Genomic DNA, 17,911 nt, shown 5'->3' with positions numbered 1-17,911 from the left:
GCGGTGGTGGTGGTAACGCCATCAACAATATGTGTGGAGCGGGTTTGGAAGGGGTGGAATTCATCACCGCCAATACGGATGCCCAGGCTTTACGTCATTCACTGGCCAGCCGCACCATTCAGTTGGGTGCACAAATTACCCGTGGTCTGGGTGCCGGGGCTGATCCGGAAGTCGGCCGCAAGGCAGCAGAAGAAGGCCGCGATGATATTCGTGCGGCCCTCGAAAAAGCGGATATGGTATTCATCACTACCGGCATGGGCGGCGGAACAGGTACAGGTGCTGCTCCTGTTGTTGCTGCCATTGCCCGGGACATGGGTATTCTGACGGTTGGGGTGGTAACCAAGCCTTTCAATTTTGAAGGCAAAAAACGCCAACAGCATGCACTTTCCGGTATCGACGAACTTTCCCAGCATGTTGACTCCCTGGTCATTATTCCCAATGAGAAGCTGCTGGCCGTTCTGGGCACGGCCATCAGTCTCAAGGATGCCTATCAGGCAGCGGACAACATTTTGTTGGGTGCGGTACAGGGTATCTCCGAGTTGGTCACCCGTCCCGGCCTGATGAACCTGGATTTTGCCGATGTGCGTACGGTCATGTCGGGCATGGGTCTGGCAATGATGGGCGCCGCCAGTGGCAAGGGGGAAAACCGCGCCAGAGATGCAGCGACCCGTGCCGCATCCAGCCCGTTACTGGACGACATCAACCTCTCCGGGGCACGCGGCATTCTCGTCAACATCACGGCAGGTATGGACCTGACCCTGGGAGAATTCCAGGAAGTCGGCGAGCTGATTCGCGGTTATGCAGCAGATGACGCCAATGTGAAGGTCGGTACGGTGCTGGATCCTGACCTGGATGGGGAGTTGCGCGTCACTGTAGTGGCTACAGGTTTGCAGCGCGAACCCGTGCGCTTGGCCGTGGAGAACATCCGGGGTCGTGGGGCCGCCAGTGCCGGCAATCCGAGCACACCTTCTGACTGGCGCAATCTCGACATACCCGTGGGTATGCGTCATAACGAACGTCCGGCACCGGCTTCAGCCTCTAACCGCAGTAATGGCAGCTCTGGGGTTCAGGATTTTGCCAACCTGGATATACCGGCCTTTCTGCGCCGCCAGGCTGACTAAGATCGGCATCACCGGGTCAGCGCAATAATGGCGCCTGACCCGGCCGACAACGCTCCTGACTAGGCCGTGGCCCTTTGGCTGCGGCTGTTCTTACCAATTCATCTTCATCGGCAAGCAACTCGGCACGCTGAATGTCTGTCAGCAGGGGATTGCGGGCAATGGCATAGCGCACATTGGGATCCCGATCCGCACAAAAATCCGCCACCTGTTCCGCTGACAAATCCGGCCTTTTCGCAATGCACAAGCGGATCACATAGTCGTCATCCCGAGCCAATGCAGCCACTTCTTCAGGCAACAAATCCGCCCGTCTGGCAAAATAACAGCGCGTTTGCACCCACTGTTCCCTCAGCAAGAAGGGACGATAGTGACTGGGCAGTTCAGGACTCAGCGCCCATTTCAATCTTTCCTCCAGGCTCATACTCCGCCAAGACGCATCAGACATGCTTAAACGTACCTGAAGTCAGCCAGCGGCCATATGCCCGGATGCTTCGCGGTCTGCACTGGACATGGCCTTACGATAACGACTCAGATCCTTGGCACTCTGGATGGGAATTTCAAGCAGAGTAGAAAGATTGCGCAAAATGCCGTTGATGACCTTGCCTTCCCAGATGGCATCAAAATGAATCTGGGTATCCAGCCATTGCTCCAGCCAACCAGGATCCGGCAAGTGACTCTGGACACTATCTTCAGGGTACATCTCTTTATTCACATGCAAATTGGTCGGATGCAAAGCTTTTGCCGTCTTGGTATTGGCCATCAATACACCGATTTTGGCGAAAGCCAGGCGCGCCGAGTCTCCCAGTCGCTCAATAGCCCGGCGCATATATTTCAGATAAATGCCCGCGTGCCGCGCTTCATCTTTGGACAGCACTTCGTAAATGGAACGAATGACCGGCTCGCTATGCCACTGCGCCGCGCATTTGTACCAATGCGTCAAACGAATTTCCCCACAAAAATGGAGCATCAGGGTTTCCATGGCGGGCGCAGGATCAAATTCAAATCGCACTTTGTGCAGCTCTTCTTCTGTGGGGAGATACTCGGGTGCAAAGCGGCGCAGGTATTCCATCAAAACCAGCGCGTGCTTCTGTTCTTCATAAAACCAGATGGACATGAATGCTGAAAAATCCGAATCATCGCGATTATCACGCAAAAACATTTCCGTCGCCGGAAGCGCCGACCACTCGGTCACAGCATTCATCTTGATGGTGCGCAGCTGCTCATCACTCACCAGACTCCGATCAAACTGATCCCAGGGAATATCTGTCGCCATATTCCAACGCGCGGCCTCCAGGGATTTAAATAATTCAGGGTATAACATGGCAAAGCCACCTCTCTCCGGCGTCGTCAATCACAATAGGTCGCAGCGACCTGTCTGGGCTGCACCATCCTGCCAGCAACCCGTATGAACCATATATTGAGTGTATTCTACGTCAAATCAACGCGTGGGGCGATGCCTGCGAAAAATTATGGGGCTCTCCTGTAACGCTTCGACCTAGATTTATGCGCGCATTTGCGGCAGACTTCAGTTTATTCTTGATGTTACGCGGAAGCCATGGCTGTATCTATTCCTCACATATTGGTACTGCACGGACCGAACCTGAACCTTTTGGGTCAGCGCGAACCGGCGCACTACGGCCAAAGCACTCTGGCCGACATAGACGCCAAACTGGCAGCCATGGCCAAGGCTTGGGGTTGGGCCTTGAGCAGTTTGCAAAGTAATGCCGAGCATCAGCTGATAGATGCCGTGCAGCTTGCACCTCACCAGGGGATCACCAACATCATCATCAATCCCGCTGCGTTTACCCACACCAGCGTGGCGCTGCGGGATGCCCTGAGCGCCGTGGCGATTCCGTTCATTGAGGTACATTTATCCAACATTCATGCGCGGGAATCCTTCCGTCAGCATTCTTACTTTTCCGACATTGCCCAAGGGGTCATCGCCGGATTGGGTGCTGATGGCTACTTCCTCGCTCTGGAAGCCATTTACCGGCGTTTTTCACGCCCTGACTAAACGCATAATAAGGAAAAGCATGGATATCCAATTCATTCGTCGCCTTGCCGAATTACTTGAAAAAAGTGCCATTGACGAAATTGAAGTTGTGGAAGGTGAAAGTAAGGTTCGTATTACCCGACATGCGGCGCCCGTCGCCCCACAAAATGTGACCTATCACACGCAGCCAGCCCCGCTTCCAGCACCGGCAGCAGAGGTAATACGGCCTCCTGAACCCGCTGCAGCATCTGAAGCCGTCCCCCAGGGCTACATGATCAAGTCCCCCATGGTAGGCACCTTCTATCGGGCTTCTTCGCCGGAAGCTGCGCCTTTTGTTGAAGAAGGCAACACCGTCAAGGCCGGACAAACACTCTGCATTATTGAAGCCATGAAACTGCTGAATGAAATTGAGGCGGATGTCTCCGGCAAAATCATCAAGGTACTGGCCAGTAATGGGCAGCCTGTAGAATACGGCGAACCACTCTTTATTATTGCACCAGAGGATTGATATGTTCGAAAAAATCCTCATCGCCAACCGGGGCGAAATTGCCCTGCGCATTCAGCGTGCCTGCCGTGAGCTGGGAATCCGCACGGTGGCCGTACATTCCGAACCCGACCGTGATCTGATGCACGTCAAGCTGGCCGACGAGTCCGTCTGTATTGGCCCCGCTCCCAGTGATCAAAGCTATTTGAATGTCCCGGCGGTCATTGCTGCTGCAGAAGTCACCGACGCAGAAGCCATTCATCCCGGCTACGGATTTTTGTCGGAAAATGCCGATTTTGCCGAAAGGGTGGAAAACAGTGGTTTTGCTTTTATTGGTCCCCGTGCCGAAACCATTCGCCTGATGGGAGATAAAATCGCGGCCAAGGCGGCCATGATCAAAGCCGGGGTCCCCTGCGTTCCCGGGTCTGATGGCCCTTTACCGGATGACAGTGATGCCCTCAAAAAACTGGCGAAGGATATTGGTTATCCAGTCATTCTCAAGGCTGCCGGGGGCGGTGGCGGACGCGGCATGCGGGTTGTCCACACCGAAGCACATTTGATCAACGCCGCCAACCTGACCCGGGCAGAAGCAGGCAAGGCTTTTGGCAACCCGACCCTGTACATGGAAAAGTTTCTGGAAACACCCCGCCATATTGAATTCCAGGTGCTCTGCGATGCTCACGGCCATTGCGTACACCTCGGCGAACGGGACTGCTCCGTGCAACGTCGCCACCAAAAAGTCATCGAGGAAGCACCTGCTCCAGGCATTACCGATCAACAACGCGCCGAAATTGGTGCAGCCGTTGTCAAAGCCTGTTCAGACATGGGCTATCGCGGTGCCGGAACCATTGAGTTTCTTTACGATCCCGGCAGTAAAACCTTTTACTTTATCGAGATGAATACCCGCGTTCAGGTAGAGCACCCAGTGACTGAAATGATTACTGGTGTGGATATTGTTAAAGCGCAGATTTTGATTGCGGCAGGCAAGCCCCTAGCTATTCGCCAGGAAGATGTTCGCTTACAGGGGCACGCCATAGAATGCCGTATCAACGCTGAAGATTCTGAAAAATTCATGCCCTCACCCGGGCAAATCACGGCCTGGCACCCGCCGGGCGGTCCGGGGATTCGGGTAGACAGTCATATATATGCCGGTTATCGGGTACCCCCTTTCTATGACTCCATGATCGGCAAAATCATCGCCTATGGAAATGATCGGGAAGAAGCCCAGGTGCGCATGCGTAGCGCCCTGCGGGAAACCAGCATTGAAGGCATCCAGACCAATATTCTTTTACATCGCCGTATTCTTGAAGAAGCCCAATATGCAGCTGGTGAAGTGAATATCCATTATTTGGAAGCACTGCTCGCTCTATGAATATTGCATGGTGGCAACTGAGCCTTCAGGTTCCGGCCGACTCTGCCGCAAAGGTGGAGACACAATTGCTGGAGGCAGGTGCTGACGCCATCACTTTTATGGAGCTGGATACCAGCGAAGCGCTTTTTATTGAAGGAGAGCTCTGGCAGAAAAGTCAGTGTCAGGCGCTTTTTGCTGCCCAAAACCACAACGAAGCCAGCATTCATGCGTTAATAAACATGGCTGGTTGGCAAAACCATGGGGCCTCTGTCCAGGCTTTAGAAGATCAGGATTGGGTATCCAGTACCCAGGCACAATTTCCGGCCCGTCAGTTTGGAAAGCTCTGGGTGGTTCCCAGCTGGGATCACGCGCCACAAGATGCCCGCTATGAACTGCACCTCGACCCCGGTCAGGCCTTTGGTACCGGGGCGCATCCTACCACTTCGCGCTGCCTGCACTTTCTGGAAAGCCACATTCAAGGAAACGAGTACATTGTGGATTATGGCTGCGGCTCGGGTATTCTCGCTATTGCTGCTTTGCTTTTGGGTGCAAAAGAAGCTTATGGGATCGACACCGACCCTAATGCGCTGCAAGTGGCCATGGACAACGCCCAACGCAATGGTGTCGCGGAGCGACTGCGACTGTCCCTGCCTGAAGCAACACCAACGCCCCTGGCAGATATTCTGGTTGCGAATATTCTGGCCGGCCCCCTGCTCAGTCTTGCCCCCACATTGGCTGCATTGACCAGGCCGGGAGGATGGATTGCCCTCTCCGGCATTCTCCACAGCCAGGAAACCGACATTCAAAATGCCTACGCACCCTATTTTAATTTAGCCGCCCCGCAACATGAAGAAGACTGGTCCTTGCTGTATGGCCAGCGAAAATCCGGAGACTGAACCATGGAAATAACCTGCCCGCGTTGCGAGTCTACTTTTAGCGTTGATCATAACGCCCTGCAAAAACATCATTATCAGGTCAAGTGTGGCGTCTGCCAGCAGGTGTTCCAGGTGGACCTGGACAACGAAACCGGCACTGCAGGTGCTCATCTGGGGCAACGTCTGGGCCGCTATTTACTCCTGTTGATTATTTTCCTGTTGGTCTTGGCGCTGATTGGTCAAATCCTCTGGTCAACCGGCATTTATAGTTACGCAGCTAATAGTGCGCCCATCCGCCGTGCCATGATCCAGAGTGCCAACACATTAGGTACACAGATTGCCTGGCCCGGACCCAATAAGGCAATGCGTATTGTCGATAGCCATGTCACTGCGCTGGATAATCACTTGGCTGAAATTACCGGAAAAATAGAGAATCTGGCGGGGCACGTGCAGGCATACCCGGTCATCCAGGTCACGCTGAGTAATGTTTACGGCGCACCCATTGCCCATCTGCAATTCACGCCCAAAGAATATCTGGCAAAGCCAGAAGAGACCATCTCCGGATTTTTATCCCATACACCCGTTCAGTTCTCCATCAAGAGTCCCAAACTGATTGCCGCTGCAGGCTATCAGGTCACTCTTCTCAGTCAACCCTGAGGAGCAAAATCATGGCAACAGAATGGATGACTCTCAGTGACTGCGTGGTCATGATCGTCGATCGTTATCTGGACGACCTGCAAGGCGAAACGCCAAACAATCTGCATACTCAGGTGATTGAACAAGTGGAATGTGCCCTGCTCAAACACACGCTAAAGAAATGTGATGGTCAACGGGGTACGGCTGCCCAATGGCTGGGTATCAATCGCAACACCTTGCGAAAAAAACTCCAAAACTACGGACTGGACACCTGAATAAGCTGCGGAGAAGCTGAAACCGGAGTGGGAACATGACCTATGGCACCCAGGCTTGGGCCTGAACTGCTGCCATTGAGATAGCGCTGGTAATAAGCCAACACCCGAGGTACATAGGCCTGGGTTTCAGCAAAAGGTGGAATCTGATAACCCGCATGAATAACCGCACTGGAACCGGCATTATAGGCGGCTACCGCCAGTTTCAGATCGCCGCTGAACTTTCGCAGCAGGTGAGCCAGATAAGCCGTACCACCATTGATGTTTTCTGCCGGACTGAAGGAGTTGGAAACCCCAAAACGCGCCGCTGTAGCCGGAATTAATTGCATCAGACCAATGGCTCCCTTGGGCGAAACCGCACCGGCGTTATAACCGGATTCAGCAGAAATCACGGCATTTACCAAAGCAGGACTCACTCCGTAATGACTGGCTGCCGCTTGAATCAGCGACTGATATTGCTGTTTGGCTACCAGGTTAAAGTCGGCGCGAGCAGTAGCTACCGGCATTTTCGGTGTACGCATGACCATGTGATACGCGCTGTTTCCAGCCGGAACATTGGTCAGATGCACGACGCCATGGCTATCTGTATAGGCGTATATATTTGCCTCGGCAGCCCCTCCACACAGGAGCAACAGCAGGCCACAGAAACCCGCCTGAATTTTCATTTGATGACCCGCAATGAAGGCTTCTCCGGTTTTTCCTGAGCATCAGCAGCACGCGCTACACGATCTTCGGGCTCGGCTCCTGGCGGCGGAGCATCAGGAAGCTCTGGCTCCGCAAAACCCATACCCTCTTGGGTTTCTGCAGCATAAATAGCCGCCACGGCCGCCATAGGCACATCTACCGTCCGCGCCACACCACCAAAGCGGGCGTTGAAGCTGATCCAACCATCGGCCATATTGAGGTTGTGGCACGCATTCGGGGAAATATCCAGAATCATGCGCCCGTCCTTTTCATAACCGCTGGGAACCGCCACCCCCGGATAGGCAACCACCACCAGAATATAGGGCGTATAACCCTGGTCAACACACCATTGATAAACACTATTCAGCAGATAAGGCTTGGCACTTTCAGGCAACAAGTTGCATTCTCCATTCACTCCGGGTCTGGATGACCATCTTCCAGATGAGACTCTAGAGAATTTATAGCCGAATTTCTAGAATCTTCAAGCTATTTCAAGCATCAATTTTTTCGAGGCTAAATATTTTCCATCTATCAAAATTTTTTAATTCTAAATTTATATGCCTTCTTACCCGTAAAAAGACATCAGTTTAAAATATGAATGGTAAATACTTCTTGCCTCCTTTACAGTAATCTCTAAAATAGAAACCATAATATGCGCTTTACGATCATCCCCATGTTGGGGTTTATAACTCACGTTCGGAGGAACTCATGCAGTTAGCCGCGCGTCAACAACTTCGGCTTGTTACTTACACCATCGCCGCTGCCAGTGCCATCGCGCTTTCCGGTTGTGCCGCTACCCAGGTTGCGCTGGAACATAAAGATCTGAGTGTTCAGACCAAAATGTCTAACACCATTTTCCTGAACCCGGTTCCGCCTTCCGAACAGACCGTTTATGTACAATTTAAGAACACCTCAGATAAAACCCTGAACGTTGCTGCTTTGGAACAGGAAATTGATGCCAACCTGACTAACCAGGGATACCGCATCGTTCCTTACAATCAGGCACATTATATGCTGCAGATTAACGTGTTATCTGTTGGCAAAATGTCCGAAGCCGCCGCTCAAAAATCATTAACCAACGGTTTTGGTGGTGCTGCTTTTGGGGCCGCCGCCGGAGCAGTCATTGGCCAAAGCTGGACTGGCGCAGGTGCGGGAGCACTGGTTGGTGAAGGAATTGGGCTCATTGCCAACTCCCTCGTCAAGGATGTGACCTACGCGATGATCACTGACGTTCAGGTGGCAGAACGCAGCAAGCAGGCCGTCAACCAGCAGACCAATTCGAGCTTGCAGCAGGGTACCAGCAGCACGACCACCCAGCAGATCAGTGGTACCAACCATTGGATGTATTACCGGACCCGTGTTGTTTCCACAGCCAACAAGGTCAATCTGGATTTCAAAGACGCCGTTCCCGCATTGCAGGGTCAATTAGTGCACAGCCTGTCCGGCATTCTTTAAGCCGTCAGTTTAAGTCCGGAATTCTCCAGACTACTTGCAGAAAAGCTCCCGACCAAAATCGGGAGCTTTTTCAGTTCTACTGAAAAAATCAGTGCTGATGGTAACCGAGCACCCGTTCTACTTCATTTTTCGCGCCCAGGATGACGGGAACGCGCTGATGTAGCCCCTCCGGCTGTATTTCCAGAATCCGTGCAGTCCCGGTACTTGCTGCACCACCCGCCTGCTCCACCAGATAAGACATGGGATTGGCTTCATACAACAACCTGAGTTTGCCGGGCTTTTTGGGGTCTTTCTGATCAAAGGGATACAGAAAAATTCCGCCCCGGCAAAGAATGCGGTGAACATCCGCCACCATGGAACCCACCCAGCGCATATTGAAATTCCGCCCACGCGGACCTTCTGTACCCTGGTTCAGCTCATCAATATAGCGTTGTACCGGTTTCTGCCAGTGCCGATGATTACTCATGTTGATGGCATATTCACTGGTGTCTTCCGGAATGGTCATTTGCTTGTGGGTAAGCATGTATTCGCCGATGGACGGGTCCAGAGTGAAGCCATTGACACCATGCCCCGTACTGTAAACCAGCATGTTACTGGACCCATACAGGGCATAACCGGCACACACCTGCTCCACACCCGGCTGCAGGAAATCTTTCATACTGGCATCCCGTCCCGCAACGGGCGCTTTGAGAATGCTGAAAATCGTTCCGACGCTGATCCCAACGTCCGTGTTGCTGGAACCATCCAGAGGATCAAAAAGAAGCAGGTATTTACCTCTGGGAACACTATTGGGGATGGAATAAGGATCATCCATTTCCTCGGAAGCCATACCGGCGAGATGTCCGGTCCAGTCCATGGCGTGCAAAATGGCATCGTTGGAAATAATATCGAGCTTTTTCTGTACTTCGCCCTGGACATTGTCAGTCCCGGCACTTCCCAGGGCACCTACCAGGGCACCCCGATAAACCTGTGCACCGATAAACTTGCAGGAAACTGCCAGATCATTCAAAAGTGCAGCAAAGTCTCCTGAGGCCTGTGGATGCCGTCGTGTTTCTTCCGTAATGAATTGTGTCAGGGTAGTCCCAATATGCATGCGCCGATCCTTTAATTAAGCAATGAAAATTTGTCTACAGGGCACTCAGACCCAGCCTGAAGGTGATGGTGGATTCTATCGCGCGGCCCGCGCCCTGGTCCAACCATTGCAACCACTGAATGTGAAAACGATGAATACCTCCACTGATTTTGGGGTAACAATCCATATCATCAGCAATTTCCAGACGGATCAACGAGGGCGGTCGACGCGGATCAAGGGCAGAACCATAGCGCCCTTCCTGAGCATCCACGAGTGACCATGCGCAGGAATCCCGCAGCAAAGCCAGAATCAAATCCACACTATGCTGCAATAATTCCAACCCTTTCTCCCAGCCACCAAGCAGCATTTTCGCGCGTTCCGGGGCCTGCTGACTCCAAAAAGCCAACAAGGGTAAGTCGCAGTCTGCCAAACCACCAGCAACACCCATACGACCCCGCGCCAGCTGAATGATTTCCTGATGTCGTAATAACTCTCCAAAAGCTTCCCGATGTTCGCGCAGTAATTTGAGTTGCTGATTGATGCGAAACTGCCAGACCTGTAGGGGCCGCTCATCCACCTCGGGACTTTGGGACCAGATGCTGAGGCTTTGCCCAAGTCGCTCCAGTTCCAGAATCAAATCCAGGCGCAACTCAGGTCGACTGCAAAAATCCAGCAGTTCATTATATGGACGCAATGCCTGACGCAAATCTCCCTCATGAATGCGCTGCACCTGCGCAAAAACGCTCTCCATGCGCAACAACAATCGGGCGCGCTCATGGAGGGGATGCTCATAAACTGCCATGCCTGTCCTTTTTTATCCGTAAAAACTGTTCATAGTGACAGCAATTAATGCACCATTTTCGGGCATTGCCTGACAGGTTGCCACAGGCAATTTTTCTAGGCAAATCCAAGGGCTTTATGAACTGCTTCCCAGTAAACCAAAACGGCTTCATGCAAAGCCTGCACGTCTTTTTCATTGTTAATAACGTAATCTGCAGCGGCATTCCGCTCGGCACGCGGAAGTTGCGCCGCCAGAACAGCCTCAATTTGCGTATTAGACCAGCCGGGACGCAACTGTAATCGTTCAATTTGCAAAGAACTTGGGCAATCAATAACCAGAACCTGATCCAGCAGCGCCTGATAATGGTTTTCGACAAGAAGCGGCACTACCCAAACGATGGCCGCTTCGGGCTGGTCCTTTTGCAGACTTTGACTGCGGTCCAGAAAAAGTTGGCGAATCTGGGGGTGCAACAGGGACTCCAGCCATTTTTTGGCGGCCGGATCACTGAAAATCCGCTCCCGCAACAAAGACCGATCCAAACAACCATCCGCCAGCAAATATTGCGGCCCCCAGTGCCGGACAATCGCCGCGTGGGCCGGCTGGCCCGGCTCAACCAGCTCACGGGCCATGAGATCCGCATCCAGAATATGCGCACCCAAGGCCCGCAGCATCTCCGCCACGGTACTTTTACCGCTGGCAACTCCGCCGGTCAGTCCTAAGCGCATAATGGATCAGGCCCCCAGCAACTGCAGATACGCATGGATAATATCACCGGGCCAGAGGAGCATAAGCCAGCCCCCCAGAGCCAGATAGGGTCCGAAGGGGATGGCGTAATCCCGGCCTTTTCCGCGCAGCAAAAAGACCGTGGCAACCAGCCCCCCGCTTATGGCGGCTATAAACAGGGTGAGGAAAACTGCCTGCCAACCCAGCCACGCACCAATCAAGCCGAGCAGCTTGAGATCACCGCCACCCATGCCATGCCGCCCGGTCATTTTCAAGTACACGGTCGCCAGCAACCACAGACTGCCATATCCCAGAACAATGCCAAGCAGAGCATTCAATGGCGTGGTCAGGGCCAGTCCCGATCCCAAAAAAGCGGAAGCATTAATGAGCAGTCCGAGGAGCATACCCGGTTTGGTAATGCGATCCGGGAGTAATTGCGTTTCCAGATCAATCAGGGTAAGCGCCAATAAAGTCCAGGTGAAAAACAGTGCAGGAATTAATGACCAACGAAATCCCCATTGCCAGGCAACCACTACGCTGAATATTCCCGTCAACAACTCCAAAGCAGGATAGCGCCAGGAGATGGAACTACCACAAGAATGACAGCGACCGCGTAGCAATAGCCAGCTCAGCACCGGAATATTCTCCCAGGCACGGAGCACATGCCCACACTGAGGGCAATGGGAAGAAGGCCGAATGATCGATTCCCGGCGGGGAACGCGGTGCACGACCACATTGAGAAAACTGCCAATCAGCAATCCGAACAGCCCCACAAATACGTAACCGGCGAAGGGAAAGAGTGACGTCACCCCCCCCTCCCGGTCACGACACGGGTAAACCTGAGCGCAAAAGATTGTGGACAAATACCCAGTCGCGTCGCCGCTACCACCGGGTCTCCGGAAACCTCTGCAAGTACCGATCGAAGCAGATCGGCTTCGGCTCTATCCAGAGTACAGGCAACTCCAGATTCTGTTTTCGGGACAACCGTAGAAAAGCTTTGATTTGCATTCTGGTTCGGAGCAACGTGATTTCCATTTTCAAGAATATTCTTGTCTGGAAATACTAGACTACGCTCCAGCAAATTCTCCAGTTCGCGCACATTGCCCGGAAAATCATATTCCTGCAGCTTTTCCAGTACCTCTTCAACCAAAATGGTCGGGCTCTGGTCTACTTGCCTACTGATGCGCTGAAGAATCACCTCAACCAGTTGGGGGACATCTTCCAGTCGTTGCCGCAATGGCGGCATGTGCAACTGCACTACATTCAGCCGATAAAGAAGGTCTTGACGAAAGGTCCCAGCCTCCACCATTGCACCAAGATCGCGATGCGTCGCCGAAATAAACCGCAGATCCAAAGAAATTTCTCGCGCACCACCCAGCGGCCTAATCACTCGCTCCTGAATAGCGCGCAGCAACTTAACCTGCATCAGCATGGGTAACTCAGCAATTTCGTCCAGAAAAAGCGTACCCCCGTTAGCCGCCTGGAAAAGCCCCTGGCGGGACTGGGTTGCGCCAGAATAAGCGCCTTTTTCAGCACCAAATAATTCGCTTTCAATCAACCCTTCGGGAATCGCACCACAATTCACAGCCACAAAAGGCTTGTCCTGCCGCAGGCTGGAATCATGAATAGCCCGGGCAGCCAACTCCTTGCCGGTTCCTGACTCACCCGTAATATGAACAGGCGCATTACTACGAGCCAGTTTGCGAATATCTGCTCTTAATTGTTGCATTACGAGAGACTGACCAATCAGCCGGTTCGTCGCATCCTGCTCCACGTCCAGGGGATGATTTAGCTTGAGCGCCTGGGCCACCAACTGGCGCAGACGCGCCAACTCAATGGGCTTGGACATATAGTCAAAAGCCCCTGCCTGCATGGCTTCTACAGCACCATCTGCCGATGAATAAGCCGTAATGACGGCCACTGGAATATGTGGATAGGCATTGTGCAAATGTCGCACGAGATCAATGCCTGAACCATCTGGCAAACGTAAATCACTCAACACCAGCGAGGGGAGACCATGAGAAAGATGGGCGTGCGCTTCTGCCAGAGAACCTGCACCTGACACCTGCAGACCCATACCTTGCAAAGTAATCTGTAACAATTCAACAATACTCGGCTCGTCATCTACTACCAATGCCGAGGGGCCAGGTCGATTTGTCATCATGCCGCCTCCTCATGCGGGTCCCAGCAAGGCAGGAATATTCTGAATACGGCACCCCGATCAGGGTGATTCTCACACAGCACATTTCCACCATTCATTTGGATTAACTCGCGCACCATCGGTAAACCCAGTCCGGTACCCCGAGAGTTGGTCGTAAAAAAAGGCTCAAAAATGCGTTCCATGACTTCCGGTCGGATACCGGAGCCGAAATCTCTTAACGTCAGCATAATTTGTTCTTTTCCATAGCGTTCAGCACTGATTTCTACCCGCACCAGTCCGTCTTCGTCAACTGCATACTGGGCTGTGTTATGCAGCAAATTCCAGAAAACCTGACGCACTTGTGCAGGATCCGCGTAAATCAACAAGCTCGCCGAGATATCCTGAACCAGCACATGCATGTCCGCCAACTGCGGATCGGTCTGCAGTTGGGCAAGCAATTTCGGCAACCAGCTGGATAAGGCGATAGGCTCCAGATGGGCGGGTCCTGGTCGTGCCATTTCCAGCACCGACTCGACAATAGCATTGATACGAACCGTTTCTCTCTCCAGTATTTCGAACAAATGGCGAGAACTGGCATTTTCCATGCTTTCATCCAGAAGATTGGCTGCGTGACGGATGACACTGAGCGGATTACGGATTTCGTGGGCAATATTCGCGGCCAGACGCCCCAATGCGGCGAGTTGCGCTTCGCGCTCCATTGCCCGCAAAACAGAAGCATCTCTTAACAGCAGCAGACGGAAGGGACTTCCCGGAAGCGCAATTTTTCGCACCATCAGCGACTGCGTCTGGTCCCTTGCAGCCGGATCACCTGAACCCAAAGGAACCAGGACTTCATTATCGTCACCCTGATTTTTAATCAACATCGCCGCCAGGCGCGCCTGTACCAGATCTATGGCAACAGGTACATTTCCCCAAAACCGATAACCAGACAGTTTGCGTGCAATCGGATTACTCAGGATAACCCGGTTATACTGGTCCAGGACCAACACGCCTACATCCATCTGCTGAACGATTTCCTGATTAAGCACATTCAGGTTGAACAGCTCCTGGTCACATTGTATGGCTAAACGATTACCGCGATCCAGACTCCGCACCAGGCTGTCCGCCAGAACGGCTACCGCAATCAGTGCCAGAATATAAATAAATAATTGACCAAAAAGTGGGTGAACGCTCGCCATTCCACCCTGCAAAGATTCAATCACCAGAAGCAGCAATAATATCCAGACAAATAAAAATGCGCCCTTCCCCCGCAACAAACTGGCCACTGACACCAACAGCAGAAAAGGGAGAATACTGAAGGGTCCATTTATTCCACCGCCATAATGCAGCAGCAGCAACACCAGGACTGTATCCACTAACACTTGCGACCAAAGATGCCAGCGCGCTTGGCCGGGGAATCTCATCAGCAGGAGCAAGAGATAAAGCATGCTCATCCCGGCAGCGACGAGAGTTACCACACTCAGCGGATGATTGCGCGCACCTATATCCAGGAAATTTTTACTGACTGGTAACTGCACCAATATGGCAATTGCAGCGGCAATCAACAGGCGATAAGCCGAAACGCCCCACAGACGCCGCCAGGATCCGTCCTGCTGGATAGACTCAGATACCATAAACTTGAATCTTGTGGCGCTGCATCAGTTATTCATTGCAGATTGGTGACCCTCAATACTTCTTCCAGACTGGTTATGCCTTCCTTGATTCTTCTTAGACCATTCTGGCGCATGGTGAGCACCCCCTCACTGGCTGCCTGCCGCGCCAGATCTATAGCGGTGCCACCCCGCATGATGATTTCGCGCATGGCTTCACTGACTGGCATGACCTGATAGAGCCCCATACGCCCTTTATAGCCTGTTTTATTACATTCGTCACAACCCGTCGGACCCATAGGACGCCAGCCTTGCAGATCTTCCGCCGCAAACCCGGCTTCCACAAGCGCCTGATCAGGAATACGCACCGGCTTTTTGCAATGCGTACACAGCTTGCGGGCCAGTCGCTGAGCCATGACCAGATGCACCCCACCGGCAATATTGTAGGTAGGAATACCCATGTTCTCGAGGCGGGTCAGGCTCTGAGGTGCATCATTGGTATGCAGCGTGGCCAGCACCAAATGTCCGGTCTGGGCTGCCTTGATCGCAGTTTCTGCGGTTTCCAGATCACGCACCTCACCGACCATGATAATATCGGGATCCTGACGTAAAAATGAACGCAGGGCAGCGGCAAAATTCAAGCCGATCCGCTCATTGATATTCACCTGATTGATACCATACACCGGAATTTCTACGGGATCTTCCGCCGTACTGATATTGCAGTCACCCGTATTGAGAATGTTCAATGCGGTGTATAACGTCGTGGTTTTACCAGAGCCAGTAGGTCCTGTTACCAGAATCATGCCATAGGGGCGGTGAATAGCCTCCTCAAAAGCTTTGCGTTGTTCAGGTAAAAAACCCAGTTGTTCGATGGGTACCCTGGAACTGGCAGGATCCAGAAGACGCAAGACAATGGTTTCCCCGAAACTGGTCGGCAAAAAAGACACACGAAAATCAATGACCCGAGCCGGAGGCACGCGTACCCGTAAGCGTCCATCCTGAGGCAAACGCCGCTCCGAAATATCCAGACGACAAAGAATTTTCAGTCGCGACGTAACCCCATCCCGCAAAGCCAATGGTGGATGCAGAGCGTCCTGCAACACCCCATCCAGGCGGTAACGCACCCGGAAATCTTTTTCATAGGGTTCCAGATGAATATCCGATACGCTACGCTGAATCGCGTCCAAAAGCAGTTGCTGCACAAAACGCACCACCGGTGCATCCTCCACAGTGCCATCGCTATCCCTGGATAAATCAAATTCCTCCTGGGCACCATCCGCATCTACATCTGGTGCTTTTTCAAGAAATACATCATCAATTCCGGTTCCGGCATTATTGGCCAGGTGTACCGCACGCATCAGCTTATTGGCTTCCACGAGTATCGGCACAACCTGCAAACCGGTATTGAACTTAATGTCTTCAACAGCTTTGAAGTCGGTAGGATCAGCCATCGCCAGATAAAGTGTCTCGCCGCGTTTGGATAAGGGCAAGACGAGATAACGGCTCATCAGGTTTTTATCAATCCGGCGTACCAACAGGTCATCAATCATGACCGCATCCAGATCAAGCATCGGCATATTGTAGCGCTGGGACAGATGCGCCATCAGCGCAGGCGCAGAAACAGCACCTTTTTCTACCGCATAAAACAGCAATGGTTTTTTCCCCCGCCCAGGATCACTGGCAAGAGAGACCAATTGCGCTTCATTACCCAGCCCATTACTGACCAGTGCCCGCAATACGGGCGTTAAAGCGATTTGTTCCGGGTTTGCAGCCATCGACGTAATGTATCCTCCACAGCCTGGGTTTGCGGCAAAACACCCGTCCAGATCCGGAAGCTTTCAGCTCCCTGTTCCACCAGCATACCCAGTCCGTCAATTGCACATCGCCCATATTGTCGAGCTACGCGTAACAATGGGGTTTCCAAGGGGTTATAGACGACATCGTACACATTGCCATGATTTGGCAACAATTCCAGATTCAGTTCCGGATGACCTTCCCCACGCAAACCCAAGGCGCTGGTATTCACCAGCAACAGTGTCTGCGGCAAAATCCGGGCAATGCGTTGCCGTTCCAGTGGAAGAGGATGCAAGGGGAATTGGGGAAATTCAGCCGCCAGTTTTTCGGCGCGTTCGACATGGCGGTTGGCCACATAAATAGCGGGGCAGCCAGCCGTTCCCAAGGCATAAATAATGGCCCGGGCTGCCCCACCCGCACCAATTACCATAACGGGGGCAGAGCGCCAACTGCCCCCCGCATGACGCTCCAAAGCCCGCAGAAAACCAACGGCATCGGTGTTGTCCCCCTTAAAACGGCCCGCTGTATAATGTACAGTATTGACTGCACCAATCTGCTCTGCGGCTGGACTGAGTTCGTCCATCAGGATCTTTGTGGATTCTTTATGCGGCACCGTGACATTGAATCCCAATACACCGGCTGCCGCCAATCCTTTGAGCGCTTTTGGCAAGTCAGCAGCCATCACCGGAAACGGCACATACACCATGTCGATCCCCAGTTGTTGCGCAAACAGCCGATGCATCCAGGGCGATAGACTGTGTTTCACCGGATCGCCGATGATTCCGTAGACGGCAGTTTCTCCACCGGGATGCCATGTTTCCACTGTTGTTACCAAAACCTGCTCCTCATGAACCCAATATCGCAGCACTTTATTGATCATAAAACTAAAAACGGCAGAGGGTCGGGAGGCTTTTTGCGCCAAC

General features: G+C 52.8%; 20 protein-coding genes. 8 read left to right on the top strand and 12 right to left on the bottom strand.

The window, feature by feature from the left end:
* Positions 1 to 1,121 (top strand): cell division protein FtsZ (ftsZ, locus tag HJG40_RS10485; protein WP_215864136.1); only part of this gene is annotated, 1,121 nt, incomplete at its 5' end.
* Between the two features lie 16 nt (positions 1,122 to 1,137).
* Here ftsZ and HJG40_RS10480 read toward each other — a convergent pair.
* Entirely contained in the window at positions 1,138 to 1,563 is a 426-nt protein-coding gene (locus tag HJG40_RS10480) for a hypothetical protein (RefSeq protein ID WP_226857379.1), read from the bottom strand.
* A gap of 18 nt (positions 1,564 to 1,581) precedes the next feature.
* Positions 1,582 to 2,439, bottom strand: coding sequence for a diiron oxygenase (locus HJG40_RS10475; RefSeq protein WP_215864135.1), 858 nt, complete (start codon positions 2,437 to 2,439; stop codon positions 1,582 to 1,584).
* Positions 2,440 to 2,673: 234 nt separating this feature from the next.
* Between HJG40_RS10475 and aroQ the strand changes: the two genes are divergently transcribed.
* Genes aroQ through HJG40_RS10445 form a run of 6 tightly spaced genes read left to right on the top strand, consistent with a single transcriptional unit; the run spans position 2,674 to position 6,732 of the window.
* On the top strand, positions 2,674 to 3,132 hold the full coding sequence (gene aroQ / locus HJG40_RS10470; RefSeq protein WP_215864134.1) for a type II 3-dehydroquinate dehydratase: 459 nt from the start codon (positions 2,674 to 2,676) through the stop codon (positions 3,130 to 3,132).
* A gap of 19 nt (positions 3,133 to 3,151) precedes the next feature.
* On the top strand, positions 3,152 to 3,619 hold the full coding sequence (accB, locus tag HJG40_RS10465; RefSeq protein WP_215864133.1) for an acetyl-CoA carboxylase biotin carboxyl carrier protein: 468 nt from the start codon (positions 3,152 to 3,154) through the stop codon (positions 3,617 to 3,619).
* Between the two features lies 1 nt (position 3,620).
* Positions 3,621 to 4,967 carry an acetyl-CoA carboxylase biotin carboxylase subunit gene (gene accC, locus HJG40_RS10460; RefSeq protein WP_215864132.1) on the top strand — a complete coding sequence of 449 codons (1,347 nt, stop codon included), beginning with the start codon at positions 3,621 to 3,623 and terminating at the stop codon, positions 4,965 to 4,967.
* On the top strand, positions 4,964 to 5,842 hold the full coding sequence (prmA, locus tag HJG40_RS10455) for a 50S ribosomal protein L11 methyltransferase (protein WP_215864131.1): 879 nt from the start codon (positions 4,964 to 4,966) through the stop codon (positions 5,840 to 5,842). The genes accC and prmA overlap by 4 nt, the downstream gene beginning before the upstream one ends.
* Positions 5,843 to 5,845: 3 nt before the next feature.
* Complete coding sequence (locus tag HJG40_RS10450; RefSeq protein WP_215864130.1) at positions 5,846 to 6,478, top strand: zinc-ribbon and DUF3426 domain-containing protein; 633 nt, start codon at positions 5,846 to 5,848, stop codon at positions 6,476 to 6,478.
* Positions 6,479 to 6,489: 11 nt separating this feature from the next.
* Positions 6,490 to 6,732, top strand: coding sequence for a helix-turn-helix domain-containing protein (locus HJG40_RS10445; RefSeq protein WP_215864129.1), 243 nt, complete (start codon positions 6,490 to 6,492; stop codon positions 6,730 to 6,732).
* Here the strand turns inward: HJG40_RS10445 and HJG40_RS10440 are convergent.
* Together HJG40_RS10440 and HJG40_RS10435 are read right to left on the bottom strand one after the other, a co-directional pair.
* Entirely contained in the window at positions 6,714 to 7,394 is a 681-nt protein-coding gene (locus HJG40_RS10440; protein ID WP_215864128.1) for a lytic transglycosylase domain-containing protein, read from the bottom strand. The genes HJG40_RS10445 and HJG40_RS10440 overlap by 19 nt on opposite strands.
* Positions 7,391 to 7,810, bottom strand: coding sequence for a ClpXP protease specificity-enhancing factor (locus tag HJG40_RS10435; RefSeq protein ID WP_215864127.1), 420 nt, complete (start codon positions 7,808 to 7,810; stop codon positions 7,391 to 7,393). Before HJG40_RS10435 ends, HJG40_RS10440 begins: the two co-directional genes overlap by 4 nt.
* Before the next feature lie 311 nt (positions 7,811 to 8,121).
* Between HJG40_RS10435 and HJG40_RS10430 the strand changes: the two genes are divergently transcribed.
* Positions 8,122 to 8,868 (top strand): complement resistance protein TraT, encoded by a 747-nt coding sequence (locus HJG40_RS10430; RefSeq protein ID WP_215864126.1) that lies wholly within the window; start codon positions 8,122 to 8,124, stop codon positions 8,866 to 8,868.
* A gap of 88 nt (positions 8,869 to 8,956) precedes the next feature.
* On the opposite strand, the gene HJG40_RS10425 is transcribed toward HJG40_RS10430, so the two are convergent.
* From HJG40_RS10425 to HJG40_RS10390, 8 genes are all read right to left on the bottom strand, one after another.
* A complete protein-coding gene (locus HJG40_RS10425) occupies positions 8,957 to 9,961 on the bottom strand; it encodes a class 1 fructose-bisphosphatase (protein ID WP_215864125.1) in 1,005 nt (334 codons plus the stop codon).
* A 34-nt stretch (positions 9,962 to 9,995) separates the two neighbouring features.
* Positions 9,996 to 10,742 (bottom strand): cell division protein ZapD, encoded by a 747-nt coding sequence (gene zapD, locus HJG40_RS10420; RefSeq protein WP_215864124.1) that lies wholly within the window; start codon positions 10,740 to 10,742, stop codon positions 9,996 to 9,998.
* A gap of 95 nt (positions 10,743 to 10,837) precedes the next feature.
* A complete protein-coding gene (gene coaE / locus HJG40_RS10415) occupies positions 10,838 to 11,446 on the bottom strand; it encodes a dephospho-CoA kinase (RefSeq protein ID WP_215864123.1) in 609 nt (202 codons plus the stop codon).
* A 6-nt stretch (positions 11,447 to 11,452) separates the two neighbouring features.
* The gene (locus HJG40_RS10410) at positions 11,453 to 12,253 is read right to left on the bottom strand and encodes a prepilin peptidase (protein WP_215864122.1); all 801 of its coding nucleotides are present in this window, start codon (positions 12,251 to 12,253) and stop codon (positions 11,453 to 11,455) included.
* Positions 12,250 to 13,608 (bottom strand): sigma-54-dependent transcriptional regulator, encoded by a 1,359-nt coding sequence (locus HJG40_RS10405; protein ID WP_226857378.1) that lies wholly within the window; start codon positions 13,606 to 13,608, stop codon positions 12,250 to 12,252. Before HJG40_RS10405 ends, HJG40_RS10410 begins: the two co-directional genes overlap by 4 nt.
* Positions 13,605 to 15,218: a two-component system sensor histidine kinase NtrB gene (locus HJG40_RS10400; RefSeq protein ID WP_215864121.1), complete on the bottom strand. Its 1,614-nt coding sequence runs from the start codon at positions 15,216 to 15,218 to the stop codon at positions 13,605 to 13,607. The genes HJG40_RS10405 and HJG40_RS10400 overlap by 4 nt, the downstream gene beginning before the upstream one ends.
* Positions 15,219 to 15,250: 32 nt before the next feature.
* On the bottom strand, positions 15,251 to 16,969 hold the full coding sequence (gene pilB, locus HJG40_RS10395; protein WP_215864120.1) for a type IV-A pilus assembly ATPase PilB: 1,719 nt from the start codon (positions 16,967 to 16,969) through the stop codon (positions 15,251 to 15,253).
* Positions 16,939 to 17,823, bottom strand: a complete 885-nt coding sequence (locus tag HJG40_RS10390) for a shikimate dehydrogenase (RefSeq protein ID WP_215864119.1) — start codon at positions 17,821 to 17,823, stop codon at positions 16,939 to 16,941. The genes pilB and HJG40_RS10390 overlap by 31 nt, the downstream gene beginning before the upstream one ends.
* Between the last annotated feature and the right edge of the window lie 88 nt (positions 17,824 to 17,911).

It is taken from the genome of Acidithiobacillus concretivorus (assembly GCF_018853445.1).
GTDB classification, from domain to species: Bacteria; Pseudomonadota; Gammaproteobacteria; order Acidithiobacillales; family Acidithiobacillaceae; genus Acidithiobacillus; species Acidithiobacillus concretivorus.
The sequence above is the reverse complement of the archived record's forward strand: the minus strand, read 5'-3'. Positions and strand labels throughout refer to the sequence as shown.

Excerpts from the sequence above, each read along its gene's own strand:
- HJG40_RS10480 (WP_226857379.1), bottom strand. The coding sequence starts at position 1,563 with ATGTCTGATGCGTCTTGGCGGAGTATGAGCCTGGAGGAAAGATTGAAA.
- HJG40_RS10475 (WP_215864135.1), bottom strand. The coding sequence starts at position 2,439 with ATGTTATACCCTGAATTATTTAAATCCCTGGAGGCCGCGCGTTGGAAT.
- aroQ (WP_215864134.1), top strand. The coding sequence starts at position 2,674 with ATGGCTGTATCTATTCCTCACATATTGGTACTGCACGGACCGAACCTG.
- accB (WP_215864133.1), top strand. The coding sequence starts at position 3,152 with ATGGATATCCAATTCATTCGTCGCCTTGCCGAATTACTTGAAAAAAGT.
- accC (WP_215864132.1), top strand. The coding sequence starts at position 3,621 with ATGTTCGAAAAAATCCTCATCGCCAACCGGGGCGAAATTGCCCTGCGC.
- prmA (WP_215864131.1), top strand. The coding sequence starts at position 4,964 with ATGAATATTGCATGGTGGCAACTGAGCCTTCAGGTTCCGGCCGACTCT.
- HJG40_RS10450 (WP_215864130.1), top strand. The coding sequence starts at position 5,846 with ATGGAAATAACCTGCCCGCGTTGCGAGTCTACTTTTAGCGTTGATCAT.
- HJG40_RS10445 (WP_215864129.1), top strand. The coding sequence starts at position 6,490 with ATGGCAACAGAATGGATGACTCTCAGTGACTGCGTGGTCATGATCGTC.
- HJG40_RS10440 (WP_215864128.1), bottom strand. The coding sequence starts at position 7,394 with ATGAAAATTCAGGCGGGTTTCTGTGGCCTGCTGTTGCTCCTGTGTGGA.
- HJG40_RS10430 (WP_215864126.1), top strand. The coding sequence starts at position 8,122 with ATGCAGTTAGCCGCGCGTCAACAACTTCGGCTTGTTACTTACACCATC.
- HJG40_RS10425 (WP_215864125.1), bottom strand. The coding sequence starts at position 9,961 with ATGCATATTGGGACTACCCTGACACAATTCATTACGGAAGAAACACGA.
- zapD (WP_215864124.1), bottom strand. The coding sequence starts at position 10,742 with ATGGCAGTTTATGAGCATCCCCTCCATGAGCGCGCCCGATTGTTGTTG.
- coaE (WP_215864123.1), bottom strand. The coding sequence starts at position 11,446 with ATGCGCTTAGGACTGACCGGCGGAGTTGCCAGCGGTAAAAGTACCGTG.
- HJG40_RS10405 (WP_226857378.1), bottom strand. The coding sequence starts at position 13,608 with ATGATGACAAATCGACCTGGCCCCTCGGCATTGGTAGTAGATGACGAG.
- HJG40_RS10400 (WP_215864121.1), bottom strand. The coding sequence starts at position 15,218 with ATGGTATCTGAGTCTATCCAGCAGGACGGATCCTGGCGGCGTCTGTGG.
- pilB (WP_215864120.1), bottom strand. The coding sequence starts at position 16,969 with ATGGCTGCAAACCCGGAACAAATCGCTTTAACGCCCGTATTGCGGGCA.